This window comes from Salinibacterium sp. GXW1014 (assembly GCF_044769865.1).
Taxonomy (GTDB): domain Bacteria; phylum Actinomycetota; class Actinomycetes; order Actinomycetales; family Microbacteriaceae; genus Homoserinimonas.
The window spans coordinates 320,352-338,382 of sequence record NZ_JBIZWA010000001.1; the positions used below are offsets into that span (position 1 = coordinate 320,352).

Below are 18,031 nucleotides of genomic sequence, written 5' to 3' on the forward strand. Positions count from 1 at the left end.
CAATGCTACCGACCGCACCCTGACGGCCCCGTGGGAGCCCGTCAGGGCGCGATGGTCGCGTCAGGCGCCGAGCGTGAGGTCTGCGCCGGGGATCGCGTTGAGCAGTTCGCGCGTGTAGGCCTGCCGCGGGTTGCCGAAGACCTCATCGGTCGTGGCGGACTCGACGATGCGCCCCTTCGACATGACCGCGACCGTGTCGGCGATCACGCGCACGACCGCGAGGTCGTGCGTGATGAAGAGATAGGTGAGCCCGAGCTCCGACTGCAGCTCCGCGAGCAGGTTGAGGATCTGCGCCTGCACGAGCACGTCGAGTGCCGAGACGGCCTCATCGAGGATGACGATCTCTGGCTTGAGCGCGAGCGCCCGCGCGATCGCGACACGCTGCCGCTGGCCTCCCGAGAGCTCGTTGGGGTAGCGCCCCATGAGCGTCTCCGGCAGCGAGACCTGCTCGAGAAGCTCCCGCACTCGCGCCTTTCGCTCTGCCGCCGTGCCGACGTCGTGGGTCACGAGGGGCTCCGCGATCGTCGACGCGATGCTGCGCAGCGGGTCGAGCGAACCGTAGGGATCCTGGAAGACCGGCTGCATCTTGCCGCGCAGGGAGAAGAGCTCGCGACGGTTGAGCTTTGCGATGTCGGTGCCGCCGATGCGGATCGAACCGGATGTCACGGTCTCGAGCTTCAGCAGCATGCGGGCGACGGTCGACTTGCCAGAGCCCGACTCCCCCACGAGCGCCATGGTCGTGCCGCGCGGGATCGAGAACGAGACGTTGTCAACCGCCGTGATCTCGCGGGCACCGGCCTTGCCGCCGCGGATCTTGAAGACCTTGGTCAGCTGATCGACCACGATGGCCGGCTCGGCGGTGGTCGCAACGTTGTGCGTGCGAGCCTCGCCGGCGGCGATGAGGTCGATGTCCTCCGAACCCTTCGGCACCTCGTGCTCGATCGAATCGAGGTGACCACCCGAGGTCTGGATTCGCCGTGAGGCGAGGCTGGGAGCCGCCGCGACGAGACGCTGGGTGTAGGGGTGCTGCGGGTCTTGCAGGATCTGCCGCGAGGGGCCGGACTCCACGATGCGGCCCTTGTACATGACGATGAGCTTCTCGGCACGGTCGGCGGCCAGGCCGAGGTCGTGCGTGATGAAGAGCATGGCCGTGCCCGAGTCGCGCGTGAGCGTCGCGAGGTGGTCGAGGATGCGCTTCTGCACCGTGACGTCGAGCGCGGATGTCGGCTCGTCGGCGATCAGGAGCTTGGGCGTCGACGAGAGGCCGATCCCGATGAGGACGCGCTGGCGCATGCCGCCCGAGAACTGGTGCGGGAACTGCTTGAGTCGCGTCTCCGCGTCGTCGAGTCCCGCCTCCTTGAGCACCCGGATGGCGTGCGCCTTGACCTCCTTGCGACCCGTCGCAATGCCGTTTGCTCTGATGGCCTCCTCAACCTGGAAGCCGATCGACCACACCGGGTTCAGGTTCGACATCGGGTCCTGCGGCACGAGCCCGATGAGCTTGCCGCGCACGTCCTCGATCTCGGAGCGCTTGAGCTTCGTGAGGTCACGACCCTCGAAGAGCGCCTCGCCCTGCGTCACTCGACCGGAGCCGGGAAGCAGATTGATGATGGCGTGCGCTGTCGTGGACTTGCCCGAACCAGACTCGCCCACGATCGCGACGGTCTCGCCGTGGTTGATCGTGAAGTTGACGCCCCGCACGGCGGGTACGAGGCCGTCCTGCGTCTGGAAGCCGACGTGCAGGTCGCGGATGTCGAGCAAGGGACCTGTGGCGTTTGCCATGCGGTTCATTTGCGTCGCGTTCATCGCTGTATTCGTCAACGCTGGGCCCTCGCCTTCGGGTCGAGCGCATCGCGGAGTACCTCGCCGAGCGTGATGAAGGCGAAGACCGTGATCGAGAGCGCGATGGACGGGAGGATCAGCGTCTGCGGATCCGTGCGCAGGTCGCGCTGAGCGGCACTGATGTCATTTCCCCACGACATGGTCGAGGTCGGCAGGCCGACACCCAGGAACGAGAGCGTCGCCTCCGCGACGATCGCCGACGCGAGCGAGATCGTCGTGATGACGATGACGGGCGCGATTGAGTTCGGCAGCACGTGGCGCACGAGGATCTTGAGCCGCGAGACCCCGAGCGCCTCGGCCGCCATGACGAAGTCGGATGCCTTGACGCGCAGGATCTCCGATCTCAACACACGCGCGACGACTGGCCACGCGAACAATCCGATCGCGAGCGAGATCACCCACACGCTGCGGTAGGCGCTCAGCACCGACATGACGACGACGGCCGCGAGGATGTAGGGAATCGAGAAGAAGATGTCGCCCACGCGCGAGATGACGGCGTCGAGCCAGCCACCGTAGAAACCGCTGACGGCGCCGGCCACGAGGCCCAACACCGTTGTGATCACGATGACGATGAAGCCCACAGCGACCGAAGTTGACGTGCCGTGGATGATGCGCGAGTAGATGTCGCAGCCCTGCTTCGTGAAACCGAGAGGGTGGCCCGAGGTGGGGCCGCCGTTGCTGTTCGCCAGCAGGCATCCACTGTTGGGGTCCACCTGTGTGAACAGCCCAGGGAAGAGCGCGACGATCGCGATCAGCACGATGAGCGCGCTCGAGAGCCAGAACAGGGGGCGACCTCGGAGGTCACGCCACGCATCGCGCCACAGGTTGCTGGGCTTCTCGTCGGTGCGCACCTTGACACTGTCGATCTCGACGAGTGGCGTCTCCTCCAAGGGAGCGACGTAGTGGTTGGGCTTGCCGCCCGGAGTGTTACTTGACATAGCGGATCCTCGGATCGAGAACGGCGTAGAGCAGGTCGATCACCAGGTTGACGACGAGATAGATGAGCACCATGACGGTCACGAAGGAGACGACCGTCGGGCCCTCGCCTCGCAGGATCGCCTGGTAGAGCGTGCGACCGACACCGGGCACGTTGAAGATGCCCTCCGTGACGGTTGCGCCCACGAGCAGCACGCCGAAGTCGGTGCCGAGATAGGTGACGACTGGGATGAGGGAGTTGCGCAGGATGTGCACGGGGATGACCCGGCCGCGGCTCAGACCCTTGCCGTAGGCCGTGCGCACGAAATCGAGCCCCTGCGTCTCAATGACGGAGGCACGCGTAAGCCGCACGATCTGGGCGAAGCTCACGCTCGCGAGCACGAGTGCGGGCAGCACAAGATCGGCCCAGGGCGCGCCAGCGCCGACCGTTGTGCGGGCCCAGCCGAGCTGGATGCCAAAGACGTACTGCGCGACGAAGGCGACGACGAAGATCGGCAGCGAGATGAGCACGAGGCTCACTGCCAGGGCGCTGGCATCGAAGAGCTTGCCCTTGCGGAGACCCGACACAAGGCCGACGAGGATGCCCGCGATGCTCTGGAACAGCATCGCCAGCACGGCCAGGCGGATCGTGACAGGGAAGGTGCGGGCGAGGATCTCGGTCGTCGGTTCGCCAGTGAACGACGTGCCGAAATCGCCCTGGAAGATTCCAGTGAAGTAGTACCAGTACTGCACGATGAACGGCTCATCGAGGTGGTACTCGGCGCGCAGTCGGGCGAGGAGCGCGGGGTTCGGGGTCTTGTCGCCGAAGAGTGCGAGGATCGGGTCGCCCGGCATGGCGAACACCATGAAGTAAATGAGGAACGTCGTGCCAATCAGGACCGGGATGGCCTGGAGCACGCGCCAGAGGAGATAACGAGCCATAGTGATTCACACGGGAAGGCGGGGCGACGACCGGGTCGCCGCCCCGCCTTGAGCCGAAATCAGCCCTTGGTGATCTCGTGGTAAAGCGGCACGGAGTTCCACCCGAAGGTGACGTTCTCCACGCTCTCGCTCCAGCCACCGGTCACGTTGGAGTACCACAGCGGGATGACGGGCAGGTCCTGGAGAAGGATCTCCTGGGCCTGCTGGAAGAGCGCGGTGCCCTCCTCGACGTCAGTCGACGTGGAGCCCTCAGCGAGCAGCGCGTCGAACTCGGGGTTCGAGTAGTCGCCGTCGTTCGAGCCAGCGTTGGTCGCGTAGAGCGGTCCGAGGAAGTTGAACAGACCGGGGTAGTCGGCCTGCCAACCGGTGCGGAACGCCGTCTGGATCTGGCGCTCAGTGATGAGCGTGCGAGCCTCAGCGAACGTCGGGTACGGCTGCCCGGAGGCGTCGATGCCCAGCGTGTTCTTGACGCTGTTGGCGACCGCATCAACCCACGACTGGTGTCCACCATCCGCGTTGTACGCGATCTGGAAGGAGCCGGTGAAGGGGCTGATGGCGTCGGCCTCGGCCCAGAGCTTCTTGGCCTCGTCGGGGTTGTACTCGAGCACCTCAGCGCCCTCGAGCTCGTCGGTCCAGCCATCGATCACCGGGGAGGTGAAGTCAGAGGCGGGGGTACGCGTGCCCTCGAAGATCACGTCGGTGATCTCCTCGCGGTTGATCGCCATCGAGATGGCCTGGCGACGGAGGTTGCCCTCTTCGCCGCTCCAGTGCGCGAGGCGCTCCGGAATCGTGAAGGACTGGAAGATCGCGGCCGGCTGGTTAGCCCAACGGTCGCCGAGCTCGTCCTGGTACGTCGCGAACGCGGAGTCCGGGATCGCGTCGAGCACGTCGAGGTTGCCACCCTGCAGGTCGGCGTATGCCGCGTCCTGGTTGGCGTAGAAGACGATCTCGAGACCATCGTTCTGCGGCTCGCGCGGTCCGTCGTAGTCGGGGTTGACCGCGAGCGTGATGCGCTCGTCGTGCTTCCAGGCACCCTCGCCGTCAAGCATGTAGGGGCCGTTGCCGATGGGGTTCTCGCCGAACGCGTCCATGTCCTCGAAGGCCGAGGCGGGAAGCGGGTAGTAGGCCGAGTAGCCGAGTCGCAGCGGGAAGTCCGAGAGGGGCTGCTTCAGCGTGACGGTGAACTCCGTCTCGCTGACCTTCTCGAGACCCGTGAGCTCGCTGTCCTCATCCCAGCTGAAGCCCTCGATGTCCTCGAAGAAGTAGCTGGAGAGCTGCTCGTTGCTCAGCAGCGCGCCGTAGTTCCACGCGTCGATGAACGAGTCTGCGTTGACGGGCTCACCGTTGGTGAACTCGAGGCCCTCGCGGATCGTGATGGTGTAGGTCTGCGAGTCCTCGGTCTCGATCGACTCCGCGACGTCGTTGTGTGCTGCACCCTCGCCGTCGTAGTAGACGAGTCCCGCGAAGATCGCGTCAAGGATCTTGCCGCCACCGGTCTCGTTGGTGTTGGTCGGGATCAGCGGGTTCTGCGGTTCGCTGCCGTTCGTGGTGATGACACCGCCGGCGTTGTTGCCCTCGTTGCCCCCATCACCTCCGGCGCAGCCAGTGAGCACCAGGGCGCTCGCGGCGACGATCGCTGCGGCCCCAAGGCCAATGCGTCGCATCTTCAATTTTCCTCCTGTGCAAGTGAGTCGACGCCCGGTCCAGAACGGACTCGGGCCCCGGATGCCGCGGTCTCGCCGGACGGCGGAACCGCAAGCGGTGCGTGTGGATTTAGCGCCACATTCACCTGCCCCCGGCTACGGGGGCAGACGGTGTAGTTTGCCACGATAGGTGCCCGGAGCAAGAAAAGTGGCTGAGGATCTCGATAATTTACACAGCCGCAATGGTTACGCGGGAAATCCTCACCGTACGCACTTTTCTTGCGTGAGAAGCGCTATCGGCTCGATGATAGCGCTTACATGCGGACTCCAGCGCGATCCACGCGCAGGGAACCCTTCAAGTGATCAGCCCAAGAAGGAGCAAGCGATTGTCGACACCCGCCAACGGGCGCGCGAATGAGCAGCGGCCTCGCCGACGCCTTGCCGCCGAAGTCGCCATCGTGCTCGGGCTCTCGCTCGGCGCATCCGCCCTTTACTCCATCGTCGCCATCATCAACCGGTTGACGCGGGAAGAGACGCTCTCGCAACAGACCGCCACACTCAACACCTCCCTGAGCCCGCGCCCTGTCTTCGACCTCGTCTATCAGGTCCTGGGGGTCTTCTTCGACCTCATGCCCGTGGCGCTCGTCTGCTACCTGCTGTGGAACGCGGCACGCCCACACCTCGGCGCACTGGGGATCGACCTCCGGCACCCTGGGCGCGACACGCTGCACGCCGTCGCGCTGGCACTCGTCATCGGCGTCCCCGGGCTCGGCCTGTACCTCCTGGGTCGGCAACTCGGCATCACCGTGACGGTCGTGCCGACCGCGCTCGATGAGCACTGGTGGACTGTGCCCGTGCTGCTGCTCTCAGCTGCCCGCGCCGGCATCGTCGAGGAGGTCATCGCCGTCGGCTACCTGCGCGACCGACTCAAGCGCATCGGATGGGGGCCGTGGGCCTTCATCGCCGCGAGTGCCGTCCTGCGCGCCTGCTACCACCTCTACCAGGGCTTCGGTGCGTTCGTCGGCAATCTCGCGATGGGCGTGCTCTTCGCATGGCTCTACCAGCGCACCGGCCGGCTGCTTCCGCTCGTGATCGCGCACTTTCTCATCGACGCGGCTGTCTTCGTCGGGTACCCCTGGGCTGCGGCCACCTTCCCTGGCCTGCTGGCCCCGTGACATCCGCTTCCGCGGGCTCAAGACAGCGCTGAAGAATATGTTGGCGCACGCCACATACCACGGGTAGAGGCATCACACCAGTCTCTTGACACCCGTTCAAGGGCCATGTTTGAGTTTCCCCCGCAGCACGCAATGCCGCGTGCTTCCCGTCCGGCGCACCGCGCCTCGACAACGCAAGGGAATCGCATGAGTAATGACGCTCGCAGTGCACCGCTCACCAACTTCGCAGAGGTTGAGGCATCAGAACCCTTCACACGATTGAAGAAGCGGCATCGCTCCTTCGTGTGGCCACTCACCATCGCCTTCCTCGTCTGGTATTTCGCCTACGTGCTCCTCGCCTCCTACGCCCCCGACTTCATGTCGACCAAGGTGTGGGGCAACATCAACATCGGCCTCCTCCTCGGCCTCGGTCAGTTCGTCTCGACCTTCGCCATCACCACCTGGTACGTGTCATTCGCGAACCGGCAGCTCGACCCCCTGGCGGCAGAGATCCGCGCCGACCTCGAAGCCCGTGAAGGAGTTGCACGATGAACCGCACCGACATCATTCGCGCCGCCGCCGAGTCGACCGAAATCGGCAACCCCATCCTCAACATCTCCATCTTCGGCGCCTTCGTGCTGGTCACCCTCGTGATCGTGCTGCGGGCCAGCCGCAACAATAAGACCGCAGCCGACTACTACGCGGCGGGGCGCTCCTTCACCGGGCCCCAGAACGGCACCGCCATCGCAGGCGACTACCTCTCCGCGGCATCCTTCCTCGGCATCTGCGGGGCCATCGCCGTCAACGGCTACGACGGCTTCCTCTACTCGATCGGCTTCCTCGTGGCGTGGCTCGTCGCGCTGCTGCTCGTCGCCGAACTCATGCGGAACACGGGCAAGTTCACGATGGCCGACGTGCTCTCGTTCCGCCTCAAGCAGCGGCCCGTGCGCCTCGCAGCGGCCACCACGACGCTCGCGGTGTGCTTCTTCTACCTGCTCGCGCAGATGGCCGGTGCCGGCGGACTCGTCTCGCTGCTGCTCGGCATCGACGACACGGTCGGCCAGTCCGTCGTCGTCGCCGTCGTCGGTGCGCTCATGATCCTCTACGTGCTCGTCGGAGGGATGAAGGGCACCACCTGGGTGCAGATCATCAAGGCGGTGCTGCTCATCGCTGGCGCCTTCGTCATGACGGTGTGGGTGCTCGCGCTGCACGGCTTCAACCTCTCCGAACTGCTCGGGGCCGCGGCATCCGTCGCGGGAGACGAAGTGCTGAACCCGGGCAAGCAGTACGGCATCAGTGACCTCACGAGGCTCGACTTCGTATCGCTCGCCCTCGCCCTCGTGCTAGGCACCGCGGGTCTGCCACACGTGCTCATGCGCTTCTACACGGTGCCGACCGCCCGCGAGGCACGACGTTCGGTCGTGTGGGCCATCTGGCTCATCGGTGCCTTCTACCTCTTCACCCTCGTGCTCGGCTACGGCGCCGGCGCCCTCATCGGTGCCGAGACCATCGCCAACGCGCCCGGCGGGGTCAACTCGGCTGCGCCGCTGCTCGCCTTCGAACTCGGCGGTCCGCTGCTGCTCGGCTTCATCTCGGCGGTCGCCTTCGCGACAATCCTCGCGGTCGTTGCGGGCCTCACCATCACGGCCGCGGCATCCTTCTCGCACGACGTCTACTCGAGCGTCATCAAGAAGGGCAACCCCGCGCCGGGCAGCGAGGTCAAGGTCGCCCGCATCACGGTCGTCGCAATCGGCATCCTCGCGATCGTCGGCGGCATCGGGGTGCAAGGGCAGAACATCGCGTTCCTGGTCGCGCTGGCCTTCGCCGTCGCTGCATCCGCAAACCTGCCGACCATCATCTACTCGCTCTTCTGGCGCAGGTTCAGCACCAGGGGCGCACTGTGGAGCATGTACGGCGGCCTCGGCTCGGCGATCTTCCTCATCGCCTTCTCGAATGTCGTCTCGGGCAGCGATACCTCGATGATCCCCGGAGTGGACTTCTCCTGGTTCCCGCTCAACAACCCGGGCATCATCTCGATCCCGCTCGGCTTCATCCTCGGCTGGCTCGGCACCGTCACGAGCAGCCGTCGGGAGGATCCCGCCGTCGCCGCCGAGATGGAGGTGCGCTCGCTCACGGGCCACGGCGCCGAGAAGGCCGTGTCGCACTAACCGCAGGAACGTCGAAGCCCCGGGACGATTCGATTGTCTCGGGGCTTCGATGTTTCACACGCTAGGCGAATGCCTCCGGGGGCGGGCACGCGCAGACGAGGTTACGATCGCCGAAGGCGTTGTCGATGCGCCGCACGGGTGGCCAGTACTTGCCGTGGATCGACCGCACGCGGTCCGGTCCCGAGAGGGCGGATGCAGCGGGGTAGACGGCCTGCTCGCGCGAGTAGGGATGCGCCCACTCCCCCACGAGCGCCGACTCGGCCGAGTGCGGCGCTCCCCGCAGCGGGTTGTCGTCGGCAGGCCACTCGCCGCGACCGACGGCATCCGCTTCGGCCTTGATCGCGATCATGGCGTCGATGAAGCGGTCGATCTCGGCGAGGTCCTCACTCTCGGTCGGCTCGACCATGAGCGTCCCGGGGACGGGGAAGCTCATGGTGGGCGCGTGGAAGCCGTAGTCGATGAGACGCTTCGCGACGTCATCGACCGTCACCCCCGTCGCGGCCGTGAGCGGGCGCAGGTCGAGGATGCACTCGTGGGCGACGAGCCCGTTGTCACCCGCGTAGAGCACGGGGAAGTGCTCCCGCAGCCGCGCAGCCACATAGTTGGCGGCGAGCACGGCCGCGCCGGTCGCCCGGGTGAGGCCCTCCATGCCCATCATCCGCACGTAGGCCCAGCTGATCGGCAGGATGCTCGGGCTGCCGTAGGGCGCCGCGCTGATCGGTCCGCCGCCGTGCACATACTCGCCCACGAGGTCGGTCGCGAGGTCGAAGGCCGGATGCTGCCCCGACTGCGCCATCGGATGCCCGGGCAGGAACGGCGCGAGGTGCGCCTTCGCCGCGACGGGGCCGACGCCTGGGCCTCCCCCGCCGTGCGGGATGCAGAAGGTCTTGTGCAGGTTCAGGTGCGAGACATCGCCGCCGAAGTCGCCGAAGCGCGCGTAGCCGAGCAGCGCATTGAGGTTGGCGCCGTCGACGTAGACCTGCCCGCCCGCCTCGTGGACGGCATCCGTGATTGCCCGGATCTCGTGCTCGTAAACACCGTGCGTCGACGGGTAGGTGACCATGAGCGCCGCCAACTGCTCGCGATGCTCCTCGACCTTTGCGTGCAGGTCGTCGAGATCGACGTTGCCGAGCTCGTCGCAGGCGACGACCACAACCCTCATGCCCGCAAGCACGGCGCTCGCGGCGTTCGTGCCGTGCGCGCTCGACGGGATGAGACAGATGGTGCGCTCGAGGTCACCGTTGGCGCGGTGGTAGCCGCGGATCGCCAGAAGGCCGGCGAGCTCGCCCTGGCTACCCGCGTTGGGCTGCAGCGAGACCGTGTCGTAGCCCGTCACCTCGGCGAGCCACGACTCGAGGTGACCCGTGAGCACGAGGTAGCCCTTGACGTCGTCGAGCGGCGCGAACGGGTGAAGACCCGCGAACTCGGGCCAGGAGATGGGCTCCATCTCGGTCGCCGCGTTGAGCTTCATGGTGCACGAACCGAGCGGGATCATGCCGCGATCGAGCGCGTAGTCCTTGTCTGCCAGGTACTTGAGGTACCGCATCATGCTCGTTTCCGAGCGGTGCGTATTGAAGACCGGATGCTCCATGAACGGCGTCTGCCGCAGGCACTCTCCCAGGAGACGCGAGCGGTGTTTCGACCAGTCGAGGTCAATGCGGCCCGAGCCTCCGAAGGCCCGCACGACCGCGTCGATGTCGCGCATCGTGGTGGTCTCGTCGACCGAGAGCTGCACCGTGTCGTCGTCGGCCTGCCACAGGAGCACATCGCGCTCCTGTGCAGCGGCGACGATCTCCGCCGCACGGCCAGGCACGCGAACCTGCAGCGTGTCGAAGAAGCGTTCGTGCACGAGTTCGATCCCCAGGCCCTGCAGCGCCTCGGCGAGCACCGAGGCGTGGGCGGCGACGCCCCGCGCGATGCTCTTGAGCCCCTCGGGCCCGTGATACACGGCGTACATCGATGCCATGACGGCGAGCAGCACCTGCGCCGTGCAGATGTTCGACGTGGCCTTCTCGCGACGGATGTGCTGCTCACGCGCCTGCAGGGTGAGGCGGTAGGCCGGATGCCCGTCCGCATCCTTCGAGACACCGACGAGCCTGCCGGGCAGCTGCCGCTCGAGCCCCTTGCGCACGGCCATGTAGCCGGCGTGCGGTCCGCCGAAGCCCATGGGCACGCCGAAGCGCTGCGTCGTGCCGACCGTGACATCGGCGCCCAACTGACCGGGGCTCTCGAGCAGCGCGAGTGCGAGCAGGTCGGCGGCGGCGACCGCGACCGCGCCCTTCGCTTTGGCCCCGGCGAAGACCGTGGCGGGGTTCCAGATGCGGCCGGATGCGCCCTGATACTGCACGAAGACGCCAAAGTAGTCCTCGGGCAGGGAGTCGCCGAACGCGGTCTCCTGCAACTCGATGCCGACCGCCTCCGCGCGGTTCACGAGCAGCGCCTTCGTCTGCGGAAGCGCATCCGCATCCACCAGGAACACGTTCGACGCCGACTTCGACGCGCGCCGCGCGAGCAGCATCGCCTCGACGACCGCCGTGCCCTCGTCGAGCATCGAGGCGTTCGCCGTCTCCATGCCCGTCAGGTCGCAGACCATCGTCTGAAAGTTGATGAGCGCCTCGAGACGACCCTGCGATATCTCGGGCTGGTACGGCGTGTAGGCCGTGTACCAGCTGGGGTTCTCGAGCACATTGCGCTTGATCACAGCCGGGGTGAAGGTGTCGTAGTACCCGAGGCCGATCATCGAGCGCCGCACGCGGTTGTGTCTCGCGATCGTGCGCAGCTCCGAGAGCGCCTCCGCCTCCGTCGCGGCAGGTGGGATGGTCGAGCGACCGGTGTCACCCACGCGGATGCCCGCTGGCACCGCCGCCGTGACGAGCGCGTCGAGCGTGTCGTAGCCGACAGCACCGAGCATCCGCTCCTGCTCCGCCGTGGCCGTGCCGATGTGCCGCGCGCTGAACGCGCCGAAGCTGTCGCCCACGGACTACGCCTGCGTGAGTGCCGCGTAGGCCTCGGCGTCGATGAAGCCGGCAGCCTCGAGCGCCTCGGGCGAGGCGACCCGCATGGTGAAGAGCCAGCCGTCACCCTCCGGGGCTTCGTTGATGAGCTCAGGGCTGTCGGCCACCGCCGTGTTCGCCTCGATGATCGTGCCGTCGACGGGCGCGTACACCTCGCCGACCGACTTGGTCGACTCGACCTCGGCGACGACGCGGCCCTTCTCGACCTCGGTGCCCGCCTCCGGCACGTCGACGAAGACGACCTCGCCGAGCTTGTCGGCCGCGTAGGCGGTGATGCCCACCGTCAGCTGGTCGCCGTCGATGCGCACCCACTCGTGCTCCGGCGTGTACTTGAGTGCTGCCTGCTCGCTCATGAGGCGACCTTTCTCTGGGTGGTGCGCTTGTAGAAGGGAAGAGGTGTGACGGATGCGGGCATGCGGCGCCCGCGCACGTCGATGAAGAGTTCAGTGCCCGGCTCGGTGAGGTGCGGGTCGACGAAAGCCATGGCGATAGGGCGCCCGAGGGTGGGGCTGAGCGCGCCGCTCGTGATCTCGCCGACGGGCTCGCCGCCCTCCGCCACGTCGAACACCGGGTAGCCGGCGCGACCGGCGCGCCGACCCTCGGAGGTGAGCCCGACGAGCAGGCGGGCATCCGGCGCGAGCGCCTCCTCGGATGCCGAGCGGCCGACGAAGTCGCCCTTGCCCTCGAGCCGAACCGTGCGCCCCAGACCGGCTTGCGCCGGCCTGATACCGAGGCCGAGTTCGTGGCCGTAGAGCGGCATGCCCGCCTCGAGCCGGAGGGTGTCGCGGCAGGCCAGGCCGGCCGGCACGAGTCCGTGCGGTGCACCGACGCTGATCAGCGCATTCCAGAGATCCTGCGCGAAGGGGGTGCGGATGTAGATCTCGAAGCCGTCTTCACCCGTGTAGCCCGTGCGGGCGACCATGACCTCGTCCCCACGCCAGCTGCCGGTCGTCGAGCGATAGTTGCCGAGCGCATCCACCGGCACCGGCAGCTCGAGGCTCTCGAGCGCGAGCATTATCGTCTCGGATGCCGGTCCCTGCACCGCGACGAGCGCGAGCGCGTCGCTCTCATCGACGACGGTCGCATCGAACCCGGCCGCGCGCACCGAGAGTGCTCCCGCAGCCTCGAAGCGGTTGCCCGCATTGGCGACGACGCCGTAGCGATTCTCGTGCGTGCGGTAGACGATGACGTCATCGACGACGCCACCCTCGGAGCTGAGCAAGAGGCTGTAGCGCGCCTGGCCGACCTCGATCGAGGAGACGACATTCGACAGCGCGAAGTCGAGGGCGGCCCCCGACTCGGGCCCCGTCACGAGGATCTCCGCCATGTGGGAGAGGTCGAAGAGTCCCGCCGCCTCGCGCACCGCGCGGTGCTCCTCGAGCTCGCTCGCGTAGCGCACGGGCATCTGCCAACCGGCGAAGTCGGTGAAGCTCGCACCGGCAGCAACGTGCACGTCGTGGAGTGGACTCACGCGCCCGGGCCGCGCGGAGGCATCCGCATCACGGTCGTTCGGAATACTGCTGTCACTGCTGGGCTGGCCCATACGAGTTCTCCAATAGCTAGGCGTCGACGACGCTGGGAACTCTCCCTCTGTCATGGGACCTGAGAGCTTCGTCGACCGATCGGTCGGCTTTCACCTTGGGTGGAACTGCGGAGTTGGTTTCGGTACGGCGCTGCGCGCCTACTCAACCTGGATCGCTCCGCGATTCACTTTTCAGAGTTGCCTGTTCGATGCGGTACGCGTACCTGAGAGATTTCGGAGAGGATTGCTCCTTCGGTGCCCGAACCGTGTGGTTCGGAGCTCTCCCGCATCGCCTGAACGGCAGTATTCGGTTGTGCGGGCAAGCATAGCAAGGCCCGCCCGCATCGCATCCGGCATCAGCAGGTCGGTCGACATGTCCTCTGCGAGAACGCATCGACGAACACCTTGTCGAGGTCATTCGGTTCGAAGGCGGAGAACGCCCCGCCACCCGTGACGTTCGCAATCTGCTGCATGGGCTCCATGACCGCATCAGGACCGAAGCCGATCAGGATGACCGGCACCGGCTTCAGCGGGTCGTGCATCGCGGTGAGTTCAGCCAGGAGGGCATCGAGCGTGATGGAGTTGCGGTCGTCGTTCCGGCCGTCGGTGATGATGACCATCGAGTTCACCATGCCGGGGACGAAGCCCTCTTTCATGTGCTTCACCCCGGCAAGGATGGTGTCATAGAGGCCCGTGTCGCCCCGGATGTATTGGGGAAGCGTCGCGGTCACGTTGGCGATCGCCGCCCTGTGGTTGTCATCGCCGAGGGCGCCGACCGGCACGAGCTCTTCCCAGTCCTGGTCGCCCGCGCGGTTCGTCGAGAAGACCCACACCCCCATGTGCGCCTCACCGCCGTAGCGGCCGAGCGAGCCTCCGGCGGCCCGCTGGTAGACGTCGATGCGGCGCAGCCCATTGCCAGCCGGCTCGAGCATCGAGCCCGAGACGTCGACCGCCACGAGCATCCGTGAACGCCGCGTCAGCGAACTCCACTGCGTGAGCGCCGCGACCTGCTGCTCCGCGACGGCAGCGGCCGGGACGGAGGTCGAGATCGGCAGCACGCCGGTGGCCTTGAGCTCGCCAGCGCCGGCGTGGTCGCGGAAGCCTTCGGCCATGTAGAACGCCCCGCCGAGGCGCGCCGCCTCCTCGAACGCGGCGAGCAGCGAGTCGCGCTCCTTCGACTCCGGCTTGTTGCCCGTGAGATCAATGAAGGGGTAGTCGAGCGCGGAGGTTCCGTCGTTGGGGTAGAGGGCGATCACCGGGACATCCGGGTTCGCCTCATTGTGCGCGACGACATCGCGCTCAGACATGACGACAACGGTCGGCGCGGGAGCGGCGAGGGCCGCATCCACCGCTTCCTCCTTGGAATTGGGGATGGTCTTGCCGAGCTCGATCATGGTCGAGGGCAGCCGCCGCGGGTCATCCGCCGGTGCCACGGCCGTCATGGAGGCGAGCGCGGCGAGGCTCGACGACGACGACTCGGGGTCGGGCACGACCCCTCCGATGAGCCCCGCCAAGAGTGTGGTCCACCCGACCTGATCGGCCGCGAACTCGGCAGAGCGGGCTGCGGGCGCCGCAAGTACCACGGGTGAGCTGGCAACGGATGCCCGGGGCTCGATGACCGGCTTGGTGCGACCGAGCGCTTCCGCAGTCGAGTTCATTCGGGCGATCCAGAGTGAGGAATCCGGCACCCAGGCATCCGCATCGGCCAGCGCGTTGGAGGCCAGGAGCGCCGCCGTGTCGCCGGAACTCTGTGCGCGCACCTCGGTCGAGACGCACACCTCGGAGTTGGCGTCGAAGTCTTCCGCGATGTTCGTGATCGCGCCGTGGATGGAGGTGTCGGTGACGACCACGAGTTCGACGGGGTCGGTGCAGCCGAGGCCCCCCGAGGCGTTGGCCGCGAAGATGCTCGCGAGCCCGCCCTGCGAGATGGCGACGCCCGCACCCGTCACAAGGATGAGCACGGCTGCGGCGGCCGCGATGGGGCTGAGCAGGTTGCGGGGGGTGCGGGGTGCGGGTGCGCGGTGCCGACGGCGCGCGCTATCGTGCGGGTCACGGGTATTCACAACAACTCCATTGCTGATGGGAGCGGCGCCTTCGGGTAACGCTGGAGCCGAGCCGAGCGACCCCCGTTAGGGGGCGCGTAGGCAAGAGTGTAGGGGAGGTGGCGCGTTAAGTGAAGAAAAGTTCAGCGAGCCACCTCGCAAACCGCGAATGACTGTGGTAGAGACCGCCGCCTAGAAGCCCCAGTCGTCGGCGAGCTCCGAGCGGAGTTGTGCCGTCTCGCGCTCCTTGATGAGACGAGCGAGGTCGACGTCGATGAGTTCGCGCATCCGCTGCTCCTTCTCGGTCTCGTAGGCCGGATCGTCATCGACCTCCGGCTGCACGAGCGCCTCCTCGAGCGCCCGGGAGACATCTCGCCACGCCTCATCGCGCGAACGCTCGATCAACGCGAGCATGTACTCGTCGTCCTCACGGAACTCGCGCAGGCGCTTCGCGAGGGCGCGCGAGACCGCCTCCCGGCGCGTCAGGTTCTTGACGTCGCCCGCGCGGTAGTCATGCGCATGACCAGCCCTGCCTGCGAGGGACTCCGCCTCCTCGACCTCCCGCGCCAGCCGATCGGCGGCGGCATCCGACTCGGCAGCGAGAGAGGCGATGACGGCTCTCGCCTCGACGAGGTAGCGCCGCGGCTCGTAGTCCGCCGACTCCCCCACGGCGCCGATGATGATGGCGTTTCGCAGCCTCAGGCGCGCGGCGTATTCGGCGAGCATGATGCCTTCCGCCACCGCAGCCTGAAACGTTAGCGGTTCGCGCGGAGTCAGCATGGACGCGTCGAAGGGCGCCGCTCGCGCACGCGAACGGCGGCTACGGCGACGGAACCATTTCACAGTGTGGGAGGACTCTCAGCAGCGGGCAACCTGGGCAGATCGAGCCTACCCCGCACCCTGCCATCTGGAGATGGAGGGCTTGGCAGGGCGAGCGAAGCGATATTGACTCAGAAGGATGGATACGGTCATCTTCTTCGGCTACGTCGTCACCTACCTCGCCCTCTTCATCTGGGGCTGTGCACTCCTCGCCCGCAGGGGGCGAGTGGATGCCTCGGCCATCCCGCTCCTCGTGATCGCCGGCCTGGTCTACGACAACACGGTCATCGCTTGCGGACAGTGGATCGGCGAAGGTCCGCTTCTCGAGGCGCTGAGCTTCGGGCGCTTCTGGATCCACGCGATCGTCACGCCGCTCCTCGTCGTGTGGGCGTGGCACGCGTGCCGTCGCGCGGGGGCGCGCTGGGCGGCAACCCGGGTGGCCGCCGTCGTGGTGATCGCCTTCGCGCTTGCCCTCATGGTGCTCGAGTATGTGACGGTGCTGGCGGGACTCGAGATCGAGGCCGTCGAGGAGTACGGCGTGCTGAGCTACAGCAACGCTGAGGCCCCGAGCGGCCCGCCGCTCATGGTCCTGTTCGTCGCGGCCGCGCTGCTCGTCGCCGGCATCGTCGTGTGGGTGAAGCAGAAGAGTCCCGTGCTCACGATCGGCACGGTACTCATGACCATCGGCAGCGCCGTCCCCATCCCGGTCGAGAGCGGTGCCGTCACGAACGCATTCGAGCTCGTGCTGCTGACCTCGATCGTGTGGACGACCGCCCGTCAGGATGCCTTGGAACGTTCTCGTTGACCCGGCCATGTCGGTAGCGCCGAGTACCGTGACCGTCACTGAAGAGTTGGGAGACGACGATGGGCATCGAAGTACGGCCAGCGCACAATTTCGACGACGTCGCGCTCGTGCTCGGACCCAAGCGGCCCGACGCATCCGTCTGCTGGTGCCTCTCGTGGCGGCTCGGTTCCAAGGAGAACCGCTCGCTCGTCGGGCCTGAGCGCGCCGAGAAGGTGCGCGCACTCTGCTCCCGTGAGCTGGCGCCCGGGGTGCTCGCCTACCGTGACGGCGAGGTCTCAGGGTGGGCTGGCATCGCACCCCGCTCCGAGCTGCACCCCTTCGCCAACTCGCGCAAGATCCCCCATGTCGACGACCTGCCCGCCTGGACCCTGTGGTGCATCCGCGTGCGCCCCGGCTATCGCAAGCAGGGGGTCACGCAGGCACTCATCGAGGGCGCGGTCGACTACGCCCGGGCATCCGGTGCTCCCGTCGTCGAGGCCTACCCGGCCGACAACGGCGAGGAGCGAATGGATGCGACCATGGCGTTTGTGGGCACGCGCCGGTGGTTCGAGCGGGCCGGCTTCACAAAGGTCGCTGACACGGATGCGATCGCTGGCGGGTTCCCGCGGATCGTGATGCGGCGAGCGCTCTGAGCGATGGGGGCGGCTCAGGTCGGCTCGGCTCAGTGCACCTGGGCTCGGTGCACCTGGGCTCAGTGCACCTCGGCGTCGCTCACGAACTTCAGGCCGACGATGCACCCGACGAGCCCCATGATGAGGAGCACCTTGAGGAGCGACACCGGTTCGGTTCCCGAGAGCATCGCCCACACGACCGTCAACGAGGCGCCGATGCCCACCCACACGGCATAGCCCGTGCCGACCGGGATCTCGCGCAGCGCGAAGGCGAGGCCCCCCATGCTGAGGATGAGCGAGACGCCGAAGATGATGCTCGGCCAGAGCTTCGTGAAACCCTCTGAGCGGCCCAGGGCAGTCGCCCAGACCGCCTCGAGCATGCCGGAGATGATGAGAACCAACCAGTACACGTCTACTCCCGTGGCCAGTCTTGTCGCGTTCCGGGTACTGATCCCTCGTCCGGGGGCGCGGTTGGGCACCCAGCGGTCAGAGTAGCAATCCTGGATGGGCGGGGGCTGCCTTGACCCGACGTATCGGGCCGTGCGTACTATGAC

The 18,031-nt window shown here is 67.0% G+C and carries 15 protein-coding genes and 2 riboswitches; of the genes, 5 read left to right on the forward strand and 10 right to left on the reverse strand.

What is annotated here, in order from left to right:
• Positions 1-60: 60 nt before the first annotated feature.
• From ACIQK7_RS01510 to ACIQK7_RS01525, 4 genes are read right to left on the reverse strand one after another with little or no spacing between them, the layout of a single operon-like run.
• Positions 61-1,791: a dipeptide ABC transporter ATP-binding protein gene (locus ACIQK7_RS01510; protein WP_403023915.1), complete on the reverse strand. Its 1,731-nt coding sequence runs from the start codon at positions 1,789-1,791 to the stop codon at positions 61-63.
• A gap of 26 nt (positions 1,792-1,817) precedes the next feature.
• On the reverse strand, positions 1,818-2,780 hold the full coding sequence (locus ACIQK7_RS01515) for an ABC transporter permease (RefSeq protein WP_403020526.1): 963 nt from the start codon (positions 2,778-2,780) through the stop codon (positions 1,818-1,820).
• On the reverse strand, positions 2,770-3,699 hold the full coding sequence (locus tag ACIQK7_RS01520; RefSeq protein WP_403020528.1) for an ABC transporter permease: 930 nt from the start codon (positions 3,697-3,699) through the stop codon (positions 2,770-2,772). The genes ACIQK7_RS01515 and ACIQK7_RS01520 overlap by 11 nt, the downstream gene beginning before the upstream one ends.
• Positions 3,700-3,758: 59 nt before the next feature.
• Positions 3,759-5,369: an ABC transporter substrate-binding protein gene (locus ACIQK7_RS01525; RefSeq protein ID WP_403020530.1), complete on the reverse strand. Its 1,611-nt coding sequence runs from the start codon at positions 5,367-5,369 to the stop codon at positions 3,759-3,761.
• 359 nt (positions 5,370-5,728) lie between these two features.
• On the opposite strand from ACIQK7_RS01525, the gene ACIQK7_RS01530 reads away from it, so the two are divergent.
• The 3 genes from ACIQK7_RS01530 to ACIQK7_RS01540 all read left to right on the forward strand — a co-directional run bounded on the left by ACIQK7_RS01530 (position 5,729) and on the right by ACIQK7_RS01540 (position 8,664).
• Positions 5,729-6,517: a CPBP family intramembrane glutamic endopeptidase gene (locus tag ACIQK7_RS01530; protein WP_403020532.1), complete on the forward strand. Its 789-nt coding sequence runs from the start codon at positions 5,729-5,731 to the stop codon at positions 6,515-6,517.
• Between the two features lie 186 nt (positions 6,518-6,703).
• The gene (locus ACIQK7_RS01535; RefSeq protein ID WP_403020534.1) at positions 6,704-7,048 is read left to right on the forward strand and encodes a DUF485 domain-containing protein; all 345 of its coding nucleotides are present in this window, start codon (positions 6,704-6,706) and stop codon (positions 7,046-7,048) included.
• A complete protein-coding gene (locus ACIQK7_RS01540; protein ID WP_403020535.1) occupies positions 7,045-8,664 on the forward strand; it encodes a cation acetate symporter in 1,620 nt (539 codons plus the stop codon). Before ACIQK7_RS01535 ends, ACIQK7_RS01540 begins: the two co-directional genes overlap by 4 nt.
• A 61-nt stretch (positions 8,665-8,725) precedes the next feature.
• On the opposite strand, the gene gcvP is transcribed toward ACIQK7_RS01540, so the two are convergent.
• From gcvP to ACIQK7_RS01565, 5 genes are all read right to left on the reverse strand, one after another.
• Positions 8,726-11,575 (reverse strand): aminomethyl-transferring glycine dehydrogenase, encoded by a 2,850-nt coding sequence (gcvP, locus tag ACIQK7_RS01545; RefSeq protein ID WP_403023918.1) that lies wholly within the window; start codon positions 11,573-11,575, stop codon positions 8,726-8,728.
• Positions 11,576-11,644: 69 nt separating this feature from the next.
• Positions 11,645-12,031 carry a glycine cleavage system protein GcvH gene (gene gcvH, locus ACIQK7_RS01550; RefSeq protein WP_403020537.1) on the reverse strand — a complete coding sequence of 129 codons (387 nt, stop codon included), beginning with the start codon at positions 12,029-12,031 and terminating at the stop codon, positions 11,645-11,647.
• A complete protein-coding gene (gene gcvT, locus ACIQK7_RS01555; RefSeq protein ID WP_403020540.1) occupies positions 12,028-13,221 on the reverse strand; it encodes a glycine cleavage system aminomethyltransferase GcvT in 1,194 nt (397 codons plus the stop codon). The genes gcvH and gcvT overlap by 4 nt, the downstream gene beginning before the upstream one ends.
• A 181-nt stretch (positions 13,222-13,402) precedes the next feature.
• Positions 13,403-13,497: riboswitch (glycine riboswitch) on the reverse strand.
• 59 nt (positions 13,498-13,556) lie between these two features.
• Positions 13,557-15,263 (reverse strand): VWA domain-containing protein, encoded by a 1,707-nt coding sequence (locus ACIQK7_RS01560; protein ID WP_403020542.1) that lies wholly within the window; start codon positions 15,261-15,263, stop codon positions 13,557-13,559.
• A 171-nt stretch (positions 15,264-15,434) separates the two neighbouring features.
• Complete coding sequence (locus tag ACIQK7_RS01565) at positions 15,435-15,983, reverse strand: hypothetical protein (protein ID WP_403020544.1); 549 nt, start codon at positions 15,981-15,983, stop codon at positions 15,435-15,437.
• A gap of 217 nt (positions 15,984-16,200) precedes the next feature.
• Between ACIQK7_RS01565 and ACIQK7_RS01570 the strand changes: the two genes are divergently transcribed.
• Together ACIQK7_RS01570 and ACIQK7_RS01575 are read left to right on the forward strand one after the other, a co-directional pair.
• Entirely contained in the window at positions 16,201-16,866 is a 666-nt protein-coding gene (locus tag ACIQK7_RS01570; protein ID WP_403020546.1) for a hypothetical protein, read from the forward strand.
• A 59-nt stretch (positions 16,867-16,925) separates the two neighbouring features.
• Positions 16,926-17,498 (forward strand): GNAT family N-acetyltransferase, encoded by a 573-nt coding sequence (locus ACIQK7_RS01575; RefSeq protein WP_403020548.1) that lies wholly within the window; start codon positions 16,926-16,928, stop codon positions 17,496-17,498.
• A 59-nt stretch (positions 17,499-17,557) separates the two neighbouring features.
• Here ACIQK7_RS01575 and ACIQK7_RS01580 read toward each other — a convergent pair whose 3' ends face one another.
• Positions 17,558-17,887, reverse strand: coding sequence for a DMT family transporter (locus ACIQK7_RS01580; RefSeq protein WP_403020551.1), 330 nt, complete (start codon positions 17,885-17,887; stop codon positions 17,558-17,560).
• Positions 17,888-17,896: 9 nt separating this feature from the next.
• A riboswitch (guanidine-III (ykkC-III) riboswitch) is annotated at positions 17,897-17,961 on the reverse strand.
• Positions 17,962-18,031: the final 70 nt, after the last annotated feature.